We start from the raw sequence: 15,689 nt of genomic DNA, 5'->3' as shown, positions 1-15,689 counted from the left end.
GCATCCAACTCTAAAACACAATAAACATACCCGCGCGTTATACAAATCCGCCCGCGCCCGCTAGGAATCCCATGCACACACTTTCCCTGCTTACCCAACAATTCACCGAACTCTCGCCGTTTTTCTATTCCCGCGTCGCCCCCGAGCCGTTGACCGCGCCCTACTGGGTCGCCTTCAACACCGATTTGGCGGCAGAGTTGAATCTGAACACGGATTTTCAGACGACCTCCAATCTTGCCTACCTCAGCGGCAACGCACCGCAATACGCGCCCGCGCCCATTGCCAGTGTTTACAGCGGCCATCAGTTCGGCGTTTATACCCCGCGCCTCGGCGACGGACGCGCCATTCTGATTGGCGACTCCATCGATGCCGCAGGGCAACGCCAAGAGTGGCAGCTCAAAGGCGCAGGCAAAACGCCCTATTCCCGCTTTGCCGACGGGCGCGCCGTCTTGCGCTCCTCCATCCGCGAATATCTCTGTTCCGAAGCCATGTACGGTCTCGGCATCCTCACAACCCGCGCCCTCGCCCTGTGCGGCAGCGACGACCCCGTTTATCGCGAAACCGTCGAAACCGCCGCCGTCCTGACACGCATCGCCCCGAGCTTTCTGCGTTTCGGCCATTTCGAATACTTCTATTACACCGGCCGCGAAGCCGAAGTCCGACAACTTGCCGACTACCTCATCCGGCATTACTACCCCGACTGCCAAGATGCTGACAATCCCTACGCCGCCCTGTTGGAACAAATCCGCAACCGCACAGCCGATACCGTCGCTGCATGGCAAAGCGTCGGTTTCTGCCACGGCGTGATGAATACCGACAACATGTCCGCACTGGGGCTGACCATAGACTACGGCCCATTCGGTTTCCTCGACGACTACGACCGCCGTCACGTCTGCAACCACTCCGACACCCAAGGCCGCTACGCCTACAATGCCCAGCCCCACGTCGCCGATTGGAATTTCGCCGCCCTCGCCTCCTGCTTTGACACCCTCGTCCCACACGACAACCTCGAACAACTCATCGACGGCTGGACAGAAGTTTTTCAGACGACCTATTTAGAGAAAATGCGCCGCAAACTCGGTTTGCAGCAAGCAGACAAAAGAGACGACGAAAGCCTTGTCGCCGACCTCTTCGCCGCCCTGCAAGATCAAAAAACCGACTTCACCCTGTTTTTCAGAAACCTGTCCGAAGTCAGCAATATGCACGGCGAACCCATCCCGCCCAAACTCGAACAAACCTTCAAAAACGGCGTTCCGCCCGCCTTCACCCGCTGGCTCGGACGCTACCGCCAACGCCTGCGTGCGGAAAACAGCGACCCCGCCGAACGCGCATTGCGTATGAACCGAACCAATCCGCTCTACATCCTGCGCAACTACCTTGCCGAACAAGCCATCGCCCAAGCCCGAAACGGCGACTACCGCGAAATCGAACGCCTGCGTCGCTGCCTCGCCCGTCCCTTTGACGAACAGGCAGAGTTCGCCGACCTTGCCGAACCGCCGCCCGAAGGCAGCATTCCGGTTTGCGTCAGTTGTTCAAGTTGAATGAGATTTCCAACAAGGCAAAGGCAAAATCACCCTATTCGGTCTGTAAGCCCCAAAAACTAAAAGGTCGTCTGAAAACCCAAATCGGTTTTCAGACGACCTTTTGACATTATCCCGACCGAAAACAATCGGCTTATTCGGAAATCAACGATGCTGCGGGTTGTAACGGTTTTCCAAGCGCAGGAACACCCAACCTAAGAAAGTCGTCATCATGAGATAAATCAGCGCGACGGTATAGAGCGGTTCTTCATAAACGGAATAGCGGCCGCTAATCGTACTTTGCACATAAGCCAACTCCGCCACGGCGATAACGGACAAGAGCGAGCTGTCTTTCAAAAGCGTAATAAATTCGCTGGCAAGCGGCGGCAGCATACGGCGCAAAGCCTGCGGAAGAATCACATAGCGCATAGCCTGCGGATAAGTCAGCCCCAGCGAACGCGCCGCTTCCATCTGACCGCGGTCAATGGACTGGATGCCCGCGCGGAAAATCTCGCAGATATACGCGCCGGAGTTGGCAATCAAGGCAAGCGAACCGGCAATCAGCGCGCCGTAAGAACGTCGGATTTCCACCGCCTCGTCGCCGTTAATCAGCAAACCGTCGGTAGGATGAACGAAAAACGGGAACCAAACGTAAGACCAAATCACAATCTGCACAAACAGCGGCGTACCGCGGAACAGCGTTACATACAGCAGCGAAACCTTACGCAAAACCCAAGCCAGCGCGCGCATGGGCGCACCCGCCTTTTCCAGATGAATCAAGCGCGCCAGCGCGAGCAGCAGACCCAATACGGAGCCGCCTGCCGTCGCCACTACGGTCAAGCCCAGCGTCGTCAGCGCGCCGTAGAAAAACATCCAGCGGTATTCGTAAATAATGTCAAACCGAAAATCCATACTCGTCCGCCTGTCTAAAACTCCGGGAAACGGTTTGCGGCAGCCGCCCGATTCCCGAACATTGGAAAAATGAAACTCGATATTTTACAAGAAAATACATTCTTTGAATGCCTTTTTGTTAAATTAATCGGGTTGCCGTCCGTTTTTTACATTTCCCCGCCCGTCACGCCCATCCGCCCATTGCCACTCTTAAATCCGTTTTCTTCTGAAAAAACAACGCAAAACAATCCACACATACCCCCGCAAAATTGACCGTCCCGACAAAAAGGCGGATAATCCGCCCATCCTTAAACACCTTTTCAGACGACCTTTCCCCGTGATTCAAAAGGTCGTCTGAAACCTTTTATAAAGCTCGAACATGAAAGCACCCGAACTCCTCCTTCCCGCCGGCGGCCTCGAACGTATGCGCGCCGCCTACGATTACGGCGCAGACGCCGTTTATGCCGGCAGCCCGCGTTACTCCCTGCGCGCCCGCAACAACGAATTTGCCAAACTCGACGTCCTCGAGCAAGGCATTAAAGAAGCGCACGAGCGCAACAAAAAATTCTTTTTGACCGTCAACACCCTGCCGCACAATTCCAAACTCAAAACCTTCGTCGCCGACATGGAGCCGCTGATTGCCATGAAACCCGACGCGCTGATTATGGCGGATCCGGGTTTGATTATGACCGTGCGCGAAAAATGGCCGGAAATGCCGATCCACCTGTCCGTACAGGCAAACACCACCAACTATTGGGGCGTGAAATTCTGGCAGAACATCGGCGTCGAACGCATCATCCTGTCGCGCGAATTGAGCATGGAAGAAATCGCCGAAATCCGCCAAGAATGCCCCGACATCGAACTCGAAGTCTTCATCCACGGCGCATTGTGCATCGCCTATTCAGGCCGCTGCCTGCTCTCCGGCTACTTCAACCACCGCGACCCCAACCAAGGTACCTGTACCAACTCCTGCCGTTGGGATTACAAAGTCCACAACGCCACTGAAAGCGATGCGGGCGACGCCCAGCTTCTGCAAGGTTTCAACTTTGAAAAAGCCCAAGAAGAAGCCAACCAAAACTTCGAAGGCATCAACGGTCAGAAACGCCACCCCTACGCCGACAAAGTCTTCCTGATTGAAGAGTCCAACCGTCCCGGCGAAATGATGCCGATTATGGAAGACGAACACGGCACCTATATCATGAATTCCAAAGACCTGCGCGGTATCGAAGTCGTTGAAAAACTCGCCAAAATCGGCGTGGACAGCCTCAAAGTCGAAGGCCGCACCAAGTCGCTCTACTACGTCGCCCGTGTCGCCCAGTCCTACCGCAAAGCGATTGACGATGCCGTCGCAGGCCGCCCGTTCGACTACGGCTTGCTGAGCGAACTCGAAGGCCTCGCCAACCGCGGCTACACCAGCGGCTTCCTCGAACGCCACCAAACCCAAGACTATCAAAACTACCTCAGCGGCCATTCCACCGCCAAACAAAGCCAATACGTCGGACATGTTACCGAAATCGACGCCGAAGGCTGGGCAACGGTGGAAGTTAAAAACCGCTTCGCCGTCGGCGATACTTTGGAAATCATCCATCCCGAAGGCAACCAAACCATTACGCTGGAACAAATGACCCGTAAAGGCGCAGCCGTCGAAGTCGCCCCAGGCAACGGCATCCAAGTCAAAATCCCGAATATGCAGGGCAAAGAAAAAGCCTTGTTGGCACGGGTCATCAAATAATCAAAAGGTCGTCTGAAATTTTTCAGACGACCTTTTGTCTTTCCTGCTCCGCTTCTTCTAAAATATCCAAATAAACGGTTTCAAAACATTCCTTCAATATTAATATATCCTTATTTTTTCATATTGATTTAACAAGAAAATTTCCTCTGCAATCTTTAATTGATAAAATATAAATGTTTTCAAAACTTAACGTCTGTATGTAAGTTGTTGATTTATGGTTTGGTTATTTTATAAATGGGCTGATTTCTTGAAAATTTGTATTGTTACGGTTTGCTAAGTCGGAGGTTATCCGATAAGGTGTACTATAAGCGGTTACATCCGTGAGTATTAAATTAATCAATAAGATAGTTGATTAAGTAATTAAAACTGTTAACACCTACAAAAAACGGACAGATCTCCCTCAACCGTTTGCACATCAAACCGTTTGCACACCAAACAGAAAGGAAAAAACCATGCTTCATTATGCAGTTGTTTTCTTCGTCATCGCCATTATTGCAGCCGTACTGGGCTTTGGTGGTATTGCAGGCAGCGCGGCAGGTATCGCTAAAATCCTGTTTGTCGGTTTCCTGATTTTGTCAGTGTTGTCCCTGATTTTTGGCAAGAAAAAATAAAACTGACAAACAGATAAGGCGTAATCGCGCTACCTTCTGAATGAATGTTTTTTAAAACAAAGGTCGTCTGAAATTTTCAGACGGCCTTTCTTCATGTCAAACCTTAATCTTCATACGCTTCCATCGGCGGGCAGGAGCAGACCAGATTTCGGTCGCCGTACACGTCGTCCACGCGGTTGACGCTCGGCCAGAATTTGTTTTCGCGCACGAAAGGCAGCGGGAAGACGGCTTCTTCGCGGGAGTACGGATGCGCCCATTCGCCGGTTACGTCGGCGGCGGTGTGCGGGGCGTTGACCAGCGGGTTGTCGTCTTTCGGCCATTCGCCGCTCTCGACTTTCAACACTTCCTGCTTGATTTGCTTCAGGGCTGCGATGAAGCGGTCGAGTTCGGCTTTGCTCTCGCTTTCGGTCGGTTCGATCATCAGCGTGCCGGCAACGGGAAAGGAGACGGTCGGGGCGTGGAAGCCGTAGTCCATCAGGCGTTTGGCGATGTCGGTTTCGGTGATGCCGCTTTCGGCTTTGAGCGGGCGCAAATCGACGATGCATTCGTGCGCGACGCGGCCGTTTTTGCCTGTGTAGAGAACGGGATAGTCTTCGCTCAGGCGTTTGGCGACGTAGTTGGCGTTGAGCAATGCCCAGCGCGTTGCCTGTTCCATGCCTTGTTTGCCCATCATGGTCAGGTACATCCAGGTAATCGGCAAGATGGACGCGGAACCGAAGGCGGCGGAGGAAACGGCGGTTTGCCCGGCACTTGCGCTGTGCGTGTCGGTCAAGGTATGGCCTGGGGCAAACGGGGCAAGGTGGGCTTTCAGGCCGATGGGACCCATGCCCGGGCCGCCGCCGCCGTGGGGGATACAGAAGGTTTTGTGCAGGTTCATGTGCAACACGTCCGCGCCGACTTCGGCGGGCTGCATGATGCCGATTTGGGCGTTGAGGTTGGCGCCGTCCATGTAAACCTGTCCGCCGTTTTCATGGATGATGCGGCAGATGTCGCGGATGCCTTCTTCGTACACGCCGTGGGTGGACGGGTAGGTAATCATAATGGCGGACAAGGCGTCGCGGTGTTGTTCGGCTTTGGCTTTCAAATCGTCGATGTTGACGTTGCCGTGTTCGTCGGTATCGACAACGACGACTTTCAACCCGAGCATGGCGGCGGTGGCGGGGTTGGTGCCGTGTGCGGATTTGGGAATCAGGCAGATATTGCGGTGCGCTTCGCCTTGGGCTTCCTGATAGCGGCGGATAGAGAGCATACCGCTGTATTCGCCCTGCGCGCCGGAGTTGGGCTGGAAGGAAATCGCGTCAAAGCCAGTGATGGCTTTCAGGCTGTTTTCCATATCGGCAAGCAATTCGCGGTAGCCGGCGGTTTGCGCTTCGGGAGCGTAAGGATGGATGTCGGTGAACTCAGCCCAAGTAATCGGCAACATTTCCGCAGTCGCGTTGAGTTTCATGGTGCAGCTGCCCAATGAAATCATGCTGCGGTTCATCGCCAAGTCGCGGTCTTCGAGTTTTTTCAGGTAGCGCAACATTTCGTGTTCGGTATGGTAACTATTGAACACAGGATGTTGCAGAATGTCGTCCTGACGCAGTAATTCGGCGTTCAGACGGCCTTTGACATCATCGGCAAATGTGAACGTATCCTTGCCGGTAAACACGCGGTACAAATCGACCAAATCTTCGTATGCCGACGTTTCATGGAATGCAGCCGCAACTTGAGTATCGTTAACGCGGCGCAGGTTGTAACCCGATTCCAAAGCAGCGGCAAACACTTGGTCTGCTTTCTCTTTGCTACCGAAATCGACAGTAACGGTATCGAAGAAGACTTTGTGAACCACATTCAGGCCGTCTGAAACCAGCGCATCGGCAAAGGCAGAAGCCAGCGCATGAATGCGGTTGGCAATGCGTTTCACACCTTCAGGGCCGTGATAGACGGCATACATGCCCGCCAAGTTCGCCAGCAATGCCTGTGCGGTACAAATATTGGATGTCGCTTTTTCGCGGCGGATGTGTTGCTCGCGTGTGGACAAAGCCATGCGCAAGGCAGGTTTGCCCGATGCATCTTTGGATACGCCGATGATGCGTCCCGGAGCGGAACGTTTGAACTCGTCTTTAAACGCGAAATAAGCAGCGTGCGGACCACCGAAGCCCATCGGCACACCGAAGCGTTGGGTGTTGCCCAAAGCAATGTCTGCACCCAACTCAGCAGGTGATTTCAGCAAAACCAAGCTCATGATGTCGGCGGCAACGGCCACGATTGTACCTTTGGCTTTCAGACGGCCGATAACATCCTGCAAGTCTTGTACATCGCCGTCTTTGCCGACGTATTGGAGCAGCGCGCCGAAGTATTCGCCTTCATCCGCTTGGGCAAAATCGCCGACCACCAGTTCAAAGCCGAAATATTTGGCGCGGGTTTTCATCACGTCCAAAGTCTGCGGATAGACGCGCGCATCCACAAAGAAACGCTCGGATTTCACTTTGCCCACTCGGTGCGCCATCGCCATCGCTTCGGCGGCGGCAGTTGCCTCGTCCAACAAAGACGCGCCTGCCACAGGGAAACCGGTCAAATCGATACACACTTGTTGGAAGTTCAACAAAGCCTCCAAACGTCCCTGTGCGATTTCCGCCTGATACGGGGTGTAGGCAGTGTACCAACCCGGATTTTCCAATACGTTGCGCAAAATTACATTCGGCACGCGGGTCGGGTAATAGCCCAAACCGATATAGGATTTGTTGATCACGTTTTTCGCCGCAATGGCTTTCAGCTTCGCCAAAGCGTCCGCCTCGGTCAGTGCTTCGGGCAGGTCGAGTTCGGACGGCATACGGATGCTTTGCGGCACGGTGTTGCCGACAAAGTCGTCCATGTTCTTCTCGCCGAGCGCTTCCAAAAGCGCAGCCTCGTCGCCGAAACTCAAATGCCGCGCGGCAAATTCGTTGGGGTTAAACAGTTCGGATAGTTTCATTTCTACTCCTTCGGTGTTGTAGGAATCTGCCGCGAAGGCAGGTGTTTTGATGTTTCAGACGGCGTTTGGATTCGGGAGGTCGTCTGAAAGGTAAGGTTCACTGTATTGGTTATGTGAGTTTATTATTGATTAGGCTTGTAATGATAATTTTTCAAATCACTATCAAGAGACCAAATCCAAATTTCACTCATAGGAGATTTGAATTTGGCTTTCTCATATTCCTTGATGATGCTTAAATCCCCAAAACTTGTTCCTTCATGTCTATCAGGAGTCTTATTTCTACCTGCCGAATCAGGAAATTCAGCCAACCATTTCAATACCTCTCCCGTATCTGGAAAATCACTGGTCCGATAAGGAGCTTCCCCTGTTATAGCTTGACGAACATGATTACAAAATCTCTGTGCCGTTTTTCTCCGCACATTACCATCTCCATTTTGAGCAATATGATTTCCTGTTTCCAAAACAGTAGCCATAGGTAACATAAACGTCGCTCCTAAGTTAATATATTCTTTAAAATTATTAATTACTCTCTCTTTCTCATTATTTCTGTTCGGCACATCTAGAATATTCAAAAAAACACTGGTATCAATAATACATATCGAATTCATCACGAATTCCCCTTGATATTTTCCAGCCATGCTAAAGCCTTCCGCTTTTTCTCTTCCTTATCAACAGGATTTTTCACAAAACGGTCAACAATACCTTTTGTGACCAATCCTCCCAACTTACCCTGCAGAATCAACTCAGGATAATCGGATAAGTCAGATAGTTTAATTAAACGGCTATCCCCTTCTTTCATATCGCGATAACAAAAGACCACATCACCTAACGCATTATCAGGAAGTGCATCCATCAGAGCAGGATTATGAGTTGAAAGCAATAATCTGATTTTTCTTTTCTCGGCTTGTCTTTGCATAGTTTCCAGCAACTGCCTTGCCCTTGAAGGATGAATTCCATTATCAACCTCCTCTATCACAACAGTCGAACCCTCCTGAACTGACAACAAAGCGGCGGCAATAGCCAAGACACGCAAAGTACCATCTGAAAGTAATCCGGCAGACTGACTTCGTTCTTGATTTCCAAAATTTTCAACCAATTCTAAGTAAACTTCCCCCCTACCATTTTTTGAAAATCGAATATCTTTGATATCCTGCTCTGGCAAACTTTTTATGAAATCAAGAATAGCCGGTCGATTCTTTTCATTTTCCCATAGCGTATAAAGTACACCGGACAAATTCGAGCAATTCCCCTGAAGCCTTCTATTCGGATAACTATCTTCTCTCATTAAATATGGAACAGGGTCTAAAAATAAGGTATTACTAAGTAATTCTTGAAATCTATTAGTAATTTTTGGAATTTCTTTTTGCGCTTTTTTATCTTTTGCCGCAAACGGTGCCGGACCGGATAGTTGATTCATGATAGTGATTTGGTCTGTACAGCGAATTTGAGGTTTCATTCCTTTAGCAAAATTATTGTATGCCACGCTGACATCTGTTCCCAAACCCTTCGATATTTGCTTAATTTCATACAAAGGCACTTTCTCATCAACAGCAGTGATTTTTTCCTGCTTTATATGTAATTCTTCATTATTTCTTAAATCCAACTCCACTTCGAAAGTATTCCATGCTTTATCATCCGTAGTACCCCCTAAAACAAAGGAGCCTGACTCAGGGTAAAATAAATCCCATACATTCCCTCGAATAATTTTTTCTGAATCATTAACTGCATTTTGTAAAACCGATAATTTCTGGCCGCCAGCCAACCAACATAAAAATCTAAAAGCTTCAATCGCATTACTTTTACCGGAAGCATTTGCACCAATCATTAAAGTCAATGGAGCAAGGTGTAAATCCTGATTTTTATAACTTTTAAAATTTTGTATATGGATCTTTTGAAGCATTTGTATATACCTTTCGAATATTCCATTCTCACCGGAGAAATATCTACATTATAACAACGGAGAAATTACCCCATAAAAAATGTATTCAAACAAAACCAATAACTCACAAAAAAACCTCTTCCTTCAAAAACTTCTCCAGCCTCTCCACAAATACCCTATATCCCACCCCATTGGCATGTATTTGTTCGACTGCTTCTTTAAAGACCGTCTGGAAACAGATTTTGCCCAAACCCGTTTTCAGACGACCTCTATCCATTTCGGGCGGCATTCTAAAACTCCTTGATAAACCGGACAGCTTTCAATATGCGCGCCGGGCAGGTAGCCGGTACTCATTAAAAATTCGCCGACAATTTCGCCGCCGACAAATTTGAAATGTTTTTTAAACAGCTTCACCCATTCGGCCTTATCGAGCGGATAGTGCGCATCGAGCCAATGTTTGAACGAGCCGTATTCCTGCTGTATCTTTTTGATTTGTCGGGCGTTGTAAATCGCAGCATTGATTTTCAGGCGGTTGCGGACGATGCCTGCGTCGGCAAGCAGGCGTTCGATGTCGGCTTCGTCGAATGCGGCGACAGTGTCAATGTCGAAATCTTTAAATGCAGCCCGAAACGCCTGCTGCTTCTTCAACATCAACGTCCAGCTCAAACCCGCCTGATTGATTTCCAACACCAGCCGTCCGAACAACTCGTTGTCGTCTGAAATCGGAAAACCGTATTGCTTATCATGGTAATGTTTGTTCGGATTGTCGGTATCGTTTGGGAGAGCGGCAACAAATTCGCAGTAATTCATGTTTTATCGGTCAAGCGAAACAAAGGTCGTCTAAAAACCTAAAACGGGGTTTCAGACGACCTTTCAAAATCAAAACGCGGCAATATGCCTGCCGCGCCATTTTAAAATCAATCCACTTCGCCCGCGTATTGTTCGGCGGTCAGCAGGCCGTCGTAGTCGGCAGGATTGGCAGGTTTGATTTTGAAGAACCAGCCTGCGCCGTAAGGGTCGCTGTTGGCGGTTTCCGGTGCGCCGGGCAAATCTTCGTTGACAGCAACGACTTCGCCCGCAATCGGCGCGTACACGTCGGACGCGGCTTTCACAGACTCAACCACACCGGCTTGTTCTTCGGCGGCAAGGTTCGCGCCGACTTCGGGCAGCTCGACAAACACGATGTCGCCCAACAACTCTTGCGCGTGGTGGGTAATGCCGACGGTAACGGTACCGTCTTCTTCAAGGCGCAGCCATTCGTGGCTGGCAACGTATTTCAGTTCGGCTGGGATGTTATTGCTCATGGTTTGATTCTCCATTGGTTTTTTGACTTAAAGAGTGAAGCCTTCGGATAGGATCGACAGGCTGTTCTACATTTGTTTTCAGACGACCTTAACTCTGGCAAAGGTCGTCTGAAACCGCATCAATCAAACTGTTTCTGTCCGTTGCGTACAAACGGCAGCTTCAGTACGCGCACGTCCACTTCCTTACCGCGCATCAGCACTTTGGCGGTATCGCCGTCAAAGTCTTTCGGTACGCGTGCGATGGCGATGGATTGTTTCAGGCTTGGCGAGAATACGCCGCTGGTGGTTTCACCTTTGCCTTTGTCGGTCAACACTTCCATATGCGCGCGCAGGATGCCGCCTTTGTCGAGCAACAGGCCAACTTGTTTGACGGCAACGCCTTTTTCTTTCAATGCCAGCAAGGCGGCTTTGCCGACGAAATCGCGGCTTTCGTCTTTCAAGTCAACGGTCCAACCCATGCCTGCTTCGAGCGGGCTGGTATTGTCGTCCATATCGTTGCCATAGAGATTCATGCCGGCTTCCATGCGTAGGGTATCGCGCGCGCCGAGGCCGCAGGGCTGTACACCGGCTTGTTGCAGGGCTTTGAAGAATGCGACGGCTTCGGTGCCGGGCAGGATGACTTCGACGCCGTCTTCGCCGGTGTAGCCGGTGCGGGCGACAAACCAGTCGTTGCCCAAATCCGCGCCTTGGAACGGTTTGAGGTTGTGGACGACATCCGCCCATTCGGGTTTGACGGTCAGGAGTTTTTCAATGGCTTTAGGGCCTTGTACGGCAAGCATACCGAGGTCGTAGCGCGGATTGAAGGCGACGCCGAATTCTTGTCCGACTTTATGGAACTGGGCGGTGTCTTTTTCGCGGGTCGCGCCGTTGGAGACGATGCGGTATTGGGTTTCGGCTTCGTTGGTGCGGTAAACGATCAAGTCGTCAATCACGCCGCCGTTGTCGTTGAGCAGCGCGGAATAAAGGGCTTTACCGACGAAGGAAAGTTTGGCAACGTCGTTGGCAATCAGTTTGCGGAAAAAGGCTTTTGCGTTCGCTCCGGCGACGTCGGTAACGAGCATGTGGGATACGTCGAACATGCCTGCGTCGGTGCGCACGGCTTCGTGTTCGGCGATTTGCGAACCATAATGGATGGGCAGCTCCCAGCCGGCAAAATCGACCAGCTTCGCGCCTGCATCTTGATGGGCTTGGTGAAACGGGGTGGTTTTCAGGGCAGTCATTCTCAGCTTCTCCGGATTTATTGTTCAGATGCCGTCCGCACATAAGCGCGGAAGACCCTATCTGTCCTTGAACCTGAGATTTTCGGCATACCCGCTTGATAACAAACCAGTCTGCTCACTGCTTTGCGCGGTTGTCTGAATGGTGGTTCAGACGGCCTTCTCCCCTTCGGTGGGTGCGATCGCACCGCTCTCCAGATGTTTTATTTCAACGTGCAGTCCCTGTTGCCTGAGCGATTTAAGGGCATCTGCGCCTTCGGCGGCTACATGTAACCTGATGTAGCTCTCTCCTGCACATGCCCCGATTATGGCTTGAAAAGGCAGTTTGGGCAAGCCGTCTCTTTGAAATAAAGCCGTTGTGAAAACCTCCAAAATCATAAACCATTTAACACAGATTATACCGACAAATCACCTGTCATTAGAGAATAATATGTTAAAAACAACTTATTTAGGATATAATGCTACCAACTTAACCAACCGACCCAGCAAACGGGTTTGGAGAAAGAACGCAAATGACCCAGCAGATCACTTTAGATAAAACCGATTTGAAAATTTTACAGGTTTTACAGGAAAACGGACGTTTGACCAATGTCGAGCTGGCGGAACGCATCTCCCTCTCCCCCTCGCCCTGCTTACGCCGCCTCAAACAACTGGAAGACGCGGGCATCATCCGCCGCTATGCCGCCCTACTCTCTCCCGCAGCCGTCGATTTGGGCTTACAGGCGTTTATCCGCGTTTCCATCAGCAAAGCAAAAGACGCACGCGAAGATTTCGCGCAATCGGTAAAAGAATGGCCGGAAGTACTGAGCTGCTTCGCCCTCACCGGTGAAACCGACTACCTGCTCCACGCATTTTTCACCGATATGAATGCTTTTTCCCATTTCGTCTTGGATACACTCCTTTCCCACCACGGCGTACAGGACGCGCAATCAAGCTTCGTATTGAAAGAAATCAAAACCACTACCTCCCTGCCGCTTTCGCATTTGGTACGGGAATAGCCAGAGTCTTCAAAAAAGGTCGTCTGGAATCTGAACTGCACCCCAAAAGTTGGACACATCCCCTCCAACTCACAAGGTGCAGTTTTTTATGAGCAAATATACATTACACTTCAAATACCAAGCCGTACTCCACTACCTGCACATACGCAGCCAACAGCGTACCGCAGACCACTACGGCATCTCCCGAACCCACCTGCGGCGATGGATACGCGCCTATCAGGAAGGCGGCATCGGCGCACTCGAACATCCACAATCCAAAACCATGACCGAACACCGCAAAAACCCCTTCATCGCCGACAAACCCGACAACGAAAAAACACAGGCAGAGCTTATCGAAGAGTTGTGCTATATGCGCGCAGAGGTTGCCTACCTAAAGGAGTTAAAAGCCCTCAGCCCAAAGCGGACCGAAAAGGACAAAGCCAAACCGTCCAAGCACTGAGGGCGCAACACCCGCTCAAATACCTGCTGCACATCGCAAACCTGCCCAAAAGCAGCTTTTACTACCATCACCAAGACCGACCCGACCCCGATGAAGCCGACAAAGCCCTTATCGCCGAAATCTACGAACGGCATAAAGGACGCTACGGGCAAAGGCGCATTGCCGCCGCATTGGGTTGGAACCGCAAAAAAGCGGCGCGGTTGATGAAGCAGTTGGAACTGAAAGCCCTCATACGGGCGAAAAAAGCCTACCGCCATCCCGCCATGGGCGAAATATCGGAACACCTTCTCAAACGCCGGTTCAAAGCCCAAAAGCCCAACGAAAAATGACTGACCGACGTGACCGAACTCAAAGGAAAGGACAGCAAACCGTACCTCTCACCAATCTTGGACCTGTTCAACCGCGAGATCGTCGCCTACGCCATGAGCCGCAGAGCCGACAGCGAAATGGTGAAGGAAATGCTCGAAAAAGCCGCCCCCCGTCTGACTGATAAAGGAACGATGCTGCATTCCGACCAAGGTGTGCTGTACCGTACGGCGGGGTATAGGGAATTGCTTGCGGAGCATTCCATGGTTCAAAGCATGTCGCGTAAGGCGAACTGCTGGGACAATGCACCGATGGAGAGTTTCTTTGCGGTGCTGAAGACGGAGTGTTTCTATAACGCAGGGGAATTGACGGTGGACGAATTGATGAAGCAGATAGATGACTATATGGATTACTACAACCGGGAGCGTTGCAGTTTGAAATTGAAAAAGCTGAGTCCTGTCGCATACAGAACCCAGCTTGCACAGAGCGCCTGAAAAGGCTTTTATGAGTGTCCAAGATTTGGGGACCAGTTCAAACCTTTCAGACGACCTTTTTCATTAAACTCTCACCAACTCCATCATCCTCTCAAACGAATACAATGCCGATTTTCTTCCGCTTGCTTCTTCTTTTAATGTCAAGATACCTTTTTCCAACAATGCCTTGGTGAAACGGTTTGCAGTTGCAGGTGGGATGTTGGCCAGTTCTGATAATCGGCTGTTTCGGAAAACGGGATAAGTAAAAACAAAATCTAACACGGCAAGTGAATGTTTGGAGGAGAGTGTTTGGGTAAAAATGAACTTCATTTCTTCATAAAGTGCATGAATGCTTTGGGCAATTTCAAGGTTATGCACTGCTTGCCAATAGATGGCTTCAAAGAAGAATTGGCACCATTCGTTCCAATCTCCGGTTTGAGAAACTTGGCGCATCAATTCTGTGTAGCGTTCTTTGTGTTCCTCAAAATATCCGCTAATATAAAAATGTGGTGCGCTGATGGCTTTTGCCTGCCAAAGCATTAAGGTAATCAACATCCGACCAATCCGCCCGTTGCCGTCTTGAAATGGGTGAAGTGCTTCAAATTCAAGATGGGATACAGCGGTTTTCGCCAAAATCGGAGTTGAATCGCCATTGATGTAATCAAATAGCTTGTCCAAACCTTCTTCCAATTTTTCAGGGCTTATCGGGATGAAAAGAATAGATTTTTTCCCTTTGTCTGCCAAATAGTTCTGCTCATGCTTGAATGTGCCGGGGGATTTGTTGGCACCACGTCCATAAGATAAAAGCTGTTGGTGCATGGTTTTCAATAAAAACTTGTTGAATAGATAACCATCTTCTATTGCGCCTTGCGCATTTTTCAATGCCCGTTGATACAACACGGTTTCTACAATGTCCGAGCGGACTTCGGTGGAATCATTACCCTCACCAAAATCTGCTTCATATTGCATAATTTCGTCCATCGTGCTGATTGTGCCTTCCATACGGGAAGAAATAACCGCTTCTTGGTTTCGTAAGGGGGCAAGTAAAATTTCGCTGTTGTGCATGTTTTTCAACATTTGATCGTAGCGTGCTAAGGCATCGGTCGCTGTGAGCAGGCTAGGTATCAGTAGGGTGTAATTGAGTGATTTCGGGGGAAACTGATTGTAGTGATACTGAACAGCATCATCAAAATTGAGTAATTTATTCATATAAATTTTTTTGTGAATCAAAAAATTCGATTTTTAATCAATAAAAAGTATTGTCGCTTATTTGTGATGCACAAGCAAGTTTGTCAATCAAATTTTATAAAAAATGATTCATAAAGAGTTTTGGTATTCATTTGTGAATAACAAACAAATTTAT

The 15,689-nt window shown here is 50.0% G+C and carries 15 protein-coding genes and 1 riboswitch; of the genes, 7 read left to right on the top strand and 8 right to left on the bottom strand.

Features of this window, described 5'->3' with window-relative positions:
* The first annotated feature begins 71 nt into the window (after positions 1–71).
* Positions 72–1,541, top strand: a complete 1,470-nt coding sequence (locus J7445_RS01245; protein WP_070654686.1) for a protein adenylyltransferase SelO — start codon at positions 72–74, stop codon at positions 1,539–1,541.
* A gap of 144 nt (positions 1,542–1,685) precedes the next feature.
* Here J7445_RS01245 and J7445_RS01240 read toward each other — a convergent pair whose 3' ends face one another.
* Positions 1,686–2,432: an amino acid ABC transporter permease gene (locus tag J7445_RS01240; protein WP_003768779.1), complete on the bottom strand. Its 747-nt coding sequence runs from the start codon at positions 2,430–2,432 to the stop codon at positions 1,686–1,688.
* A gap of 358 nt (positions 2,433–2,790) precedes the next feature.
* Here J7445_RS01240 and trhP point away from each other — a divergent pair, with 358 nt between their 5' ends.
* Entirely contained in the window at positions 2,791–4,143 is a 1,353-nt protein-coding gene (trhP, locus tag J7445_RS01235; protein WP_003744610.1) for a prephenate-dependent tRNA uridine(34) hydroxylase TrhP, read from the top strand.
* Between the two features lie 452 nt (positions 4,144–4,595).
* Positions 4,596–4,754, top strand: coding sequence for a DUF1328 domain-containing protein (locus J7445_RS01230; protein WP_003744611.1), 159 nt, complete (start codon positions 4,596–4,598; stop codon positions 4,752–4,754).
* Between the two features lie 103 nt (positions 4,755–4,857).
* On the opposite strand, the gene gcvP is transcribed toward J7445_RS01230, so the two are convergent.
* The 6 genes from gcvP to gcvT all read right to left on the bottom strand — a co-directional run bounded on the left by gcvP (position 4,858) and on the right by gcvT (position 12,113).
* The gene (gcvP, locus tag J7445_RS01225) at positions 4,858–7,710 is read right to left on the bottom strand and encodes an aminomethyl-transferring glycine dehydrogenase (RefSeq protein ID WP_070654684.1); all 2,853 of its coding nucleotides are present in this window, start codon (positions 7,708–7,710) and stop codon (positions 4,858–4,860) included.
* Between the two features lie 122 nt (positions 7,711–7,832).
* A complete protein-coding gene (locus J7445_RS01220) occupies positions 7,833–8,348 on the bottom strand; it encodes a hypothetical protein (RefSeq protein WP_209283103.1) in 516 nt (171 codons plus the stop codon).
* Positions 8,318–9,610, bottom strand: coding sequence for an AAA family ATPase (locus tag J7445_RS01215; RefSeq protein WP_070654682.1), 1,293 nt, complete (start codon positions 9,608–9,610; stop codon positions 8,318–8,320). The genes J7445_RS01220 and J7445_RS01215 overlap by 31 nt, the downstream gene beginning before the upstream one ends.
* Before the next feature lie 237 nt (positions 9,611–9,847).
* Positions 9,848–10,399 carry a DNA-3-methyladenine glycosylase I gene (locus J7445_RS01210; RefSeq protein ID WP_019270280.1) on the bottom strand — a complete coding sequence of 184 codons (552 nt, stop codon included), beginning with the start codon at positions 10,397–10,399 and terminating at the stop codon, positions 9,848–9,850.
* A gap of 107 nt (positions 10,400–10,506) precedes the next feature.
* The gene (gene gcvH / locus J7445_RS01205; RefSeq protein ID WP_141752015.1) at positions 10,507–10,893 is read right to left on the bottom strand and encodes a glycine cleavage system protein GcvH; all 387 of its coding nucleotides are present in this window, start codon (positions 10,891–10,893) and stop codon (positions 10,507–10,509) included.
* Between the two features lie 119 nt (positions 10,894–11,012).
* Positions 11,013–12,113, bottom strand: a complete 1,101-nt coding sequence (gcvT, locus tag J7445_RS01200; RefSeq protein ID WP_070654678.1) for a glycine cleavage system aminomethyltransferase GcvT — start codon at positions 12,111–12,113, stop codon at positions 11,013–11,015.
* Between the two features lie 203 nt (positions 12,114–12,316).
* Positions 12,317–12,413: riboswitch (glycine riboswitch) on the bottom strand.
* Positions 12,414–12,622: 209 nt separating this feature from the next.
* On the opposite strand from gcvT, the gene J7445_RS01195 reads away from it, so the two are divergent.
* The 4 genes from J7445_RS01195 (at position 12,623) to J7445_RS01180 (ending at position 14,347) form a co-directional block, all read left to right on the top strand.
* Complete coding sequence (locus J7445_RS01195) at positions 12,623–13,108, top strand: Lrp/AsnC family transcriptional regulator (protein ID WP_019270285.1); 486 nt, start codon at positions 12,623–12,625, stop codon at positions 13,106–13,108.
* Between the two features lie 88 nt (positions 13,109–13,196).
* Positions 13,197–13,547, top strand: a complete 351-nt coding sequence (locus J7445_RS01190; protein WP_209283097.1) for a helix-turn-helix domain-containing protein — start codon at positions 13,197–13,199, stop codon at positions 13,545–13,547.
* Entirely contained in the window at positions 13,451–13,876 is a 426-nt protein-coding gene (locus J7445_RS01185; protein WP_209283102.1) for an IS3 family transposase, read from the top strand. The genes J7445_RS01190 and J7445_RS01185 overlap by 97 nt, the downstream gene beginning before the upstream one ends.
* 9 nt (positions 13,877–13,885) lie before the next feature.
* Positions 13,886–14,347, top strand: coding sequence for an IS3 family transposase (locus J7445_RS01180; RefSeq protein ID WP_209283101.1), 462 nt, complete (start codon positions 13,886–13,888; stop codon positions 14,345–14,347).
* 63 nt (positions 14,348–14,410) lie between these two features.
* Here the strand turns inward: J7445_RS01180 and J7445_RS01175 are convergent, their stop codons facing one another.
* Positions 14,411–15,535, bottom strand: coding sequence for a Fic family protein (locus tag J7445_RS01175; protein ID WP_070655566.1), 1,125 nt, complete (start codon positions 15,533–15,535; stop codon positions 14,411–14,413).
* Positions 15,536–15,689 lie beyond the last annotated feature (154 nt).

The organism is Neisseria sicca (assembly GCF_017753665.1).
Classification (GTDB): domain Bacteria; phylum Pseudomonadota; class Gammaproteobacteria; order Burkholderiales; family Neisseriaceae; genus Neisseria; species Neisseria flava.
Note: the sequence above shows the minus strand (reverse complement) of the source record. Positions and strands in the feature narration are given on the sequence as shown.

Excerpts from the sequence above, each read along its gene's own strand:
- J7445_RS01245 (WP_070654686.1), top strand. The coding sequence starts at position 72 with ATGCACACACTTTCCCTGCTTACCCAACAATTCACCGAACTCTCGCCG.
- J7445_RS01240 (WP_003768779.1), bottom strand. The coding sequence starts at position 2,432 with ATGGATTTTCGGTTTGACATTATTTACGAATACCGCTGGATGTTTTTC.
- trhP (WP_003744610.1), top strand. The coding sequence starts at position 2,791 with ATGAAAGCACCCGAACTCCTCCTTCCCGCCGGCGGCCTCGAACGTATG.
- J7445_RS01230 (WP_003744611.1), top strand. The coding sequence starts at position 4,596 with ATGCTTCATTATGCAGTTGTTTTCTTCGTCATCGCCATTATTGCAGCC.
- gcvP (WP_070654684.1), bottom strand. The coding sequence starts at position 7,710 with ATGAAACTATCCGAACTGTTTAACCCCAACGAATTTGCCGCGCGGCAT.
- J7445_RS01220 (WP_209283103.1), bottom strand. The coding sequence starts at position 8,348 with ATGGCTGGAAAATATCAAGGGGAATTCGTGATGAATTCGATATGTATT.
- J7445_RS01215 (WP_070654682.1), bottom strand. The coding sequence starts at position 9,610 with ATGCTTCAAAAGATCCATATACAAAATTTTAAAAGTTATAAAAATCAG.
- J7445_RS01210 (WP_019270280.1), bottom strand. The coding sequence starts at position 10,399 with ATGAATTACTGCGAATTTGTTGCCGCTCTCCCAAACGATACCGACAAT.
- gcvH (WP_141752015.1), bottom strand. The coding sequence starts at position 10,893 with ATGAGCAATAACATCCCAGCCGAACTGAAATACGTTGCCAGCCACGAA.
- gcvT (WP_070654678.1), bottom strand. The coding sequence starts at position 12,113 with ATGACTGCCCTGAAAACCACCCCGTTTCACCAAGCCCATCAAGATGCA.
- J7445_RS01195 (WP_019270285.1), top strand. The coding sequence starts at position 12,623 with ATGACCCAGCAGATCACTTTAGATAAAACCGATTTGAAAATTTTACAG.
- J7445_RS01190 (WP_209283097.1), top strand. The coding sequence starts at position 13,197 with ATGAGCAAATATACATTACACTTCAAATACCAAGCCGTACTCCACTAC.
- J7445_RS01175 (WP_070655566.1), bottom strand. The coding sequence starts at position 15,535 with ATGAATAAATTACTCAATTTTGATGATGCTGTTCAGTATCACTACAAT.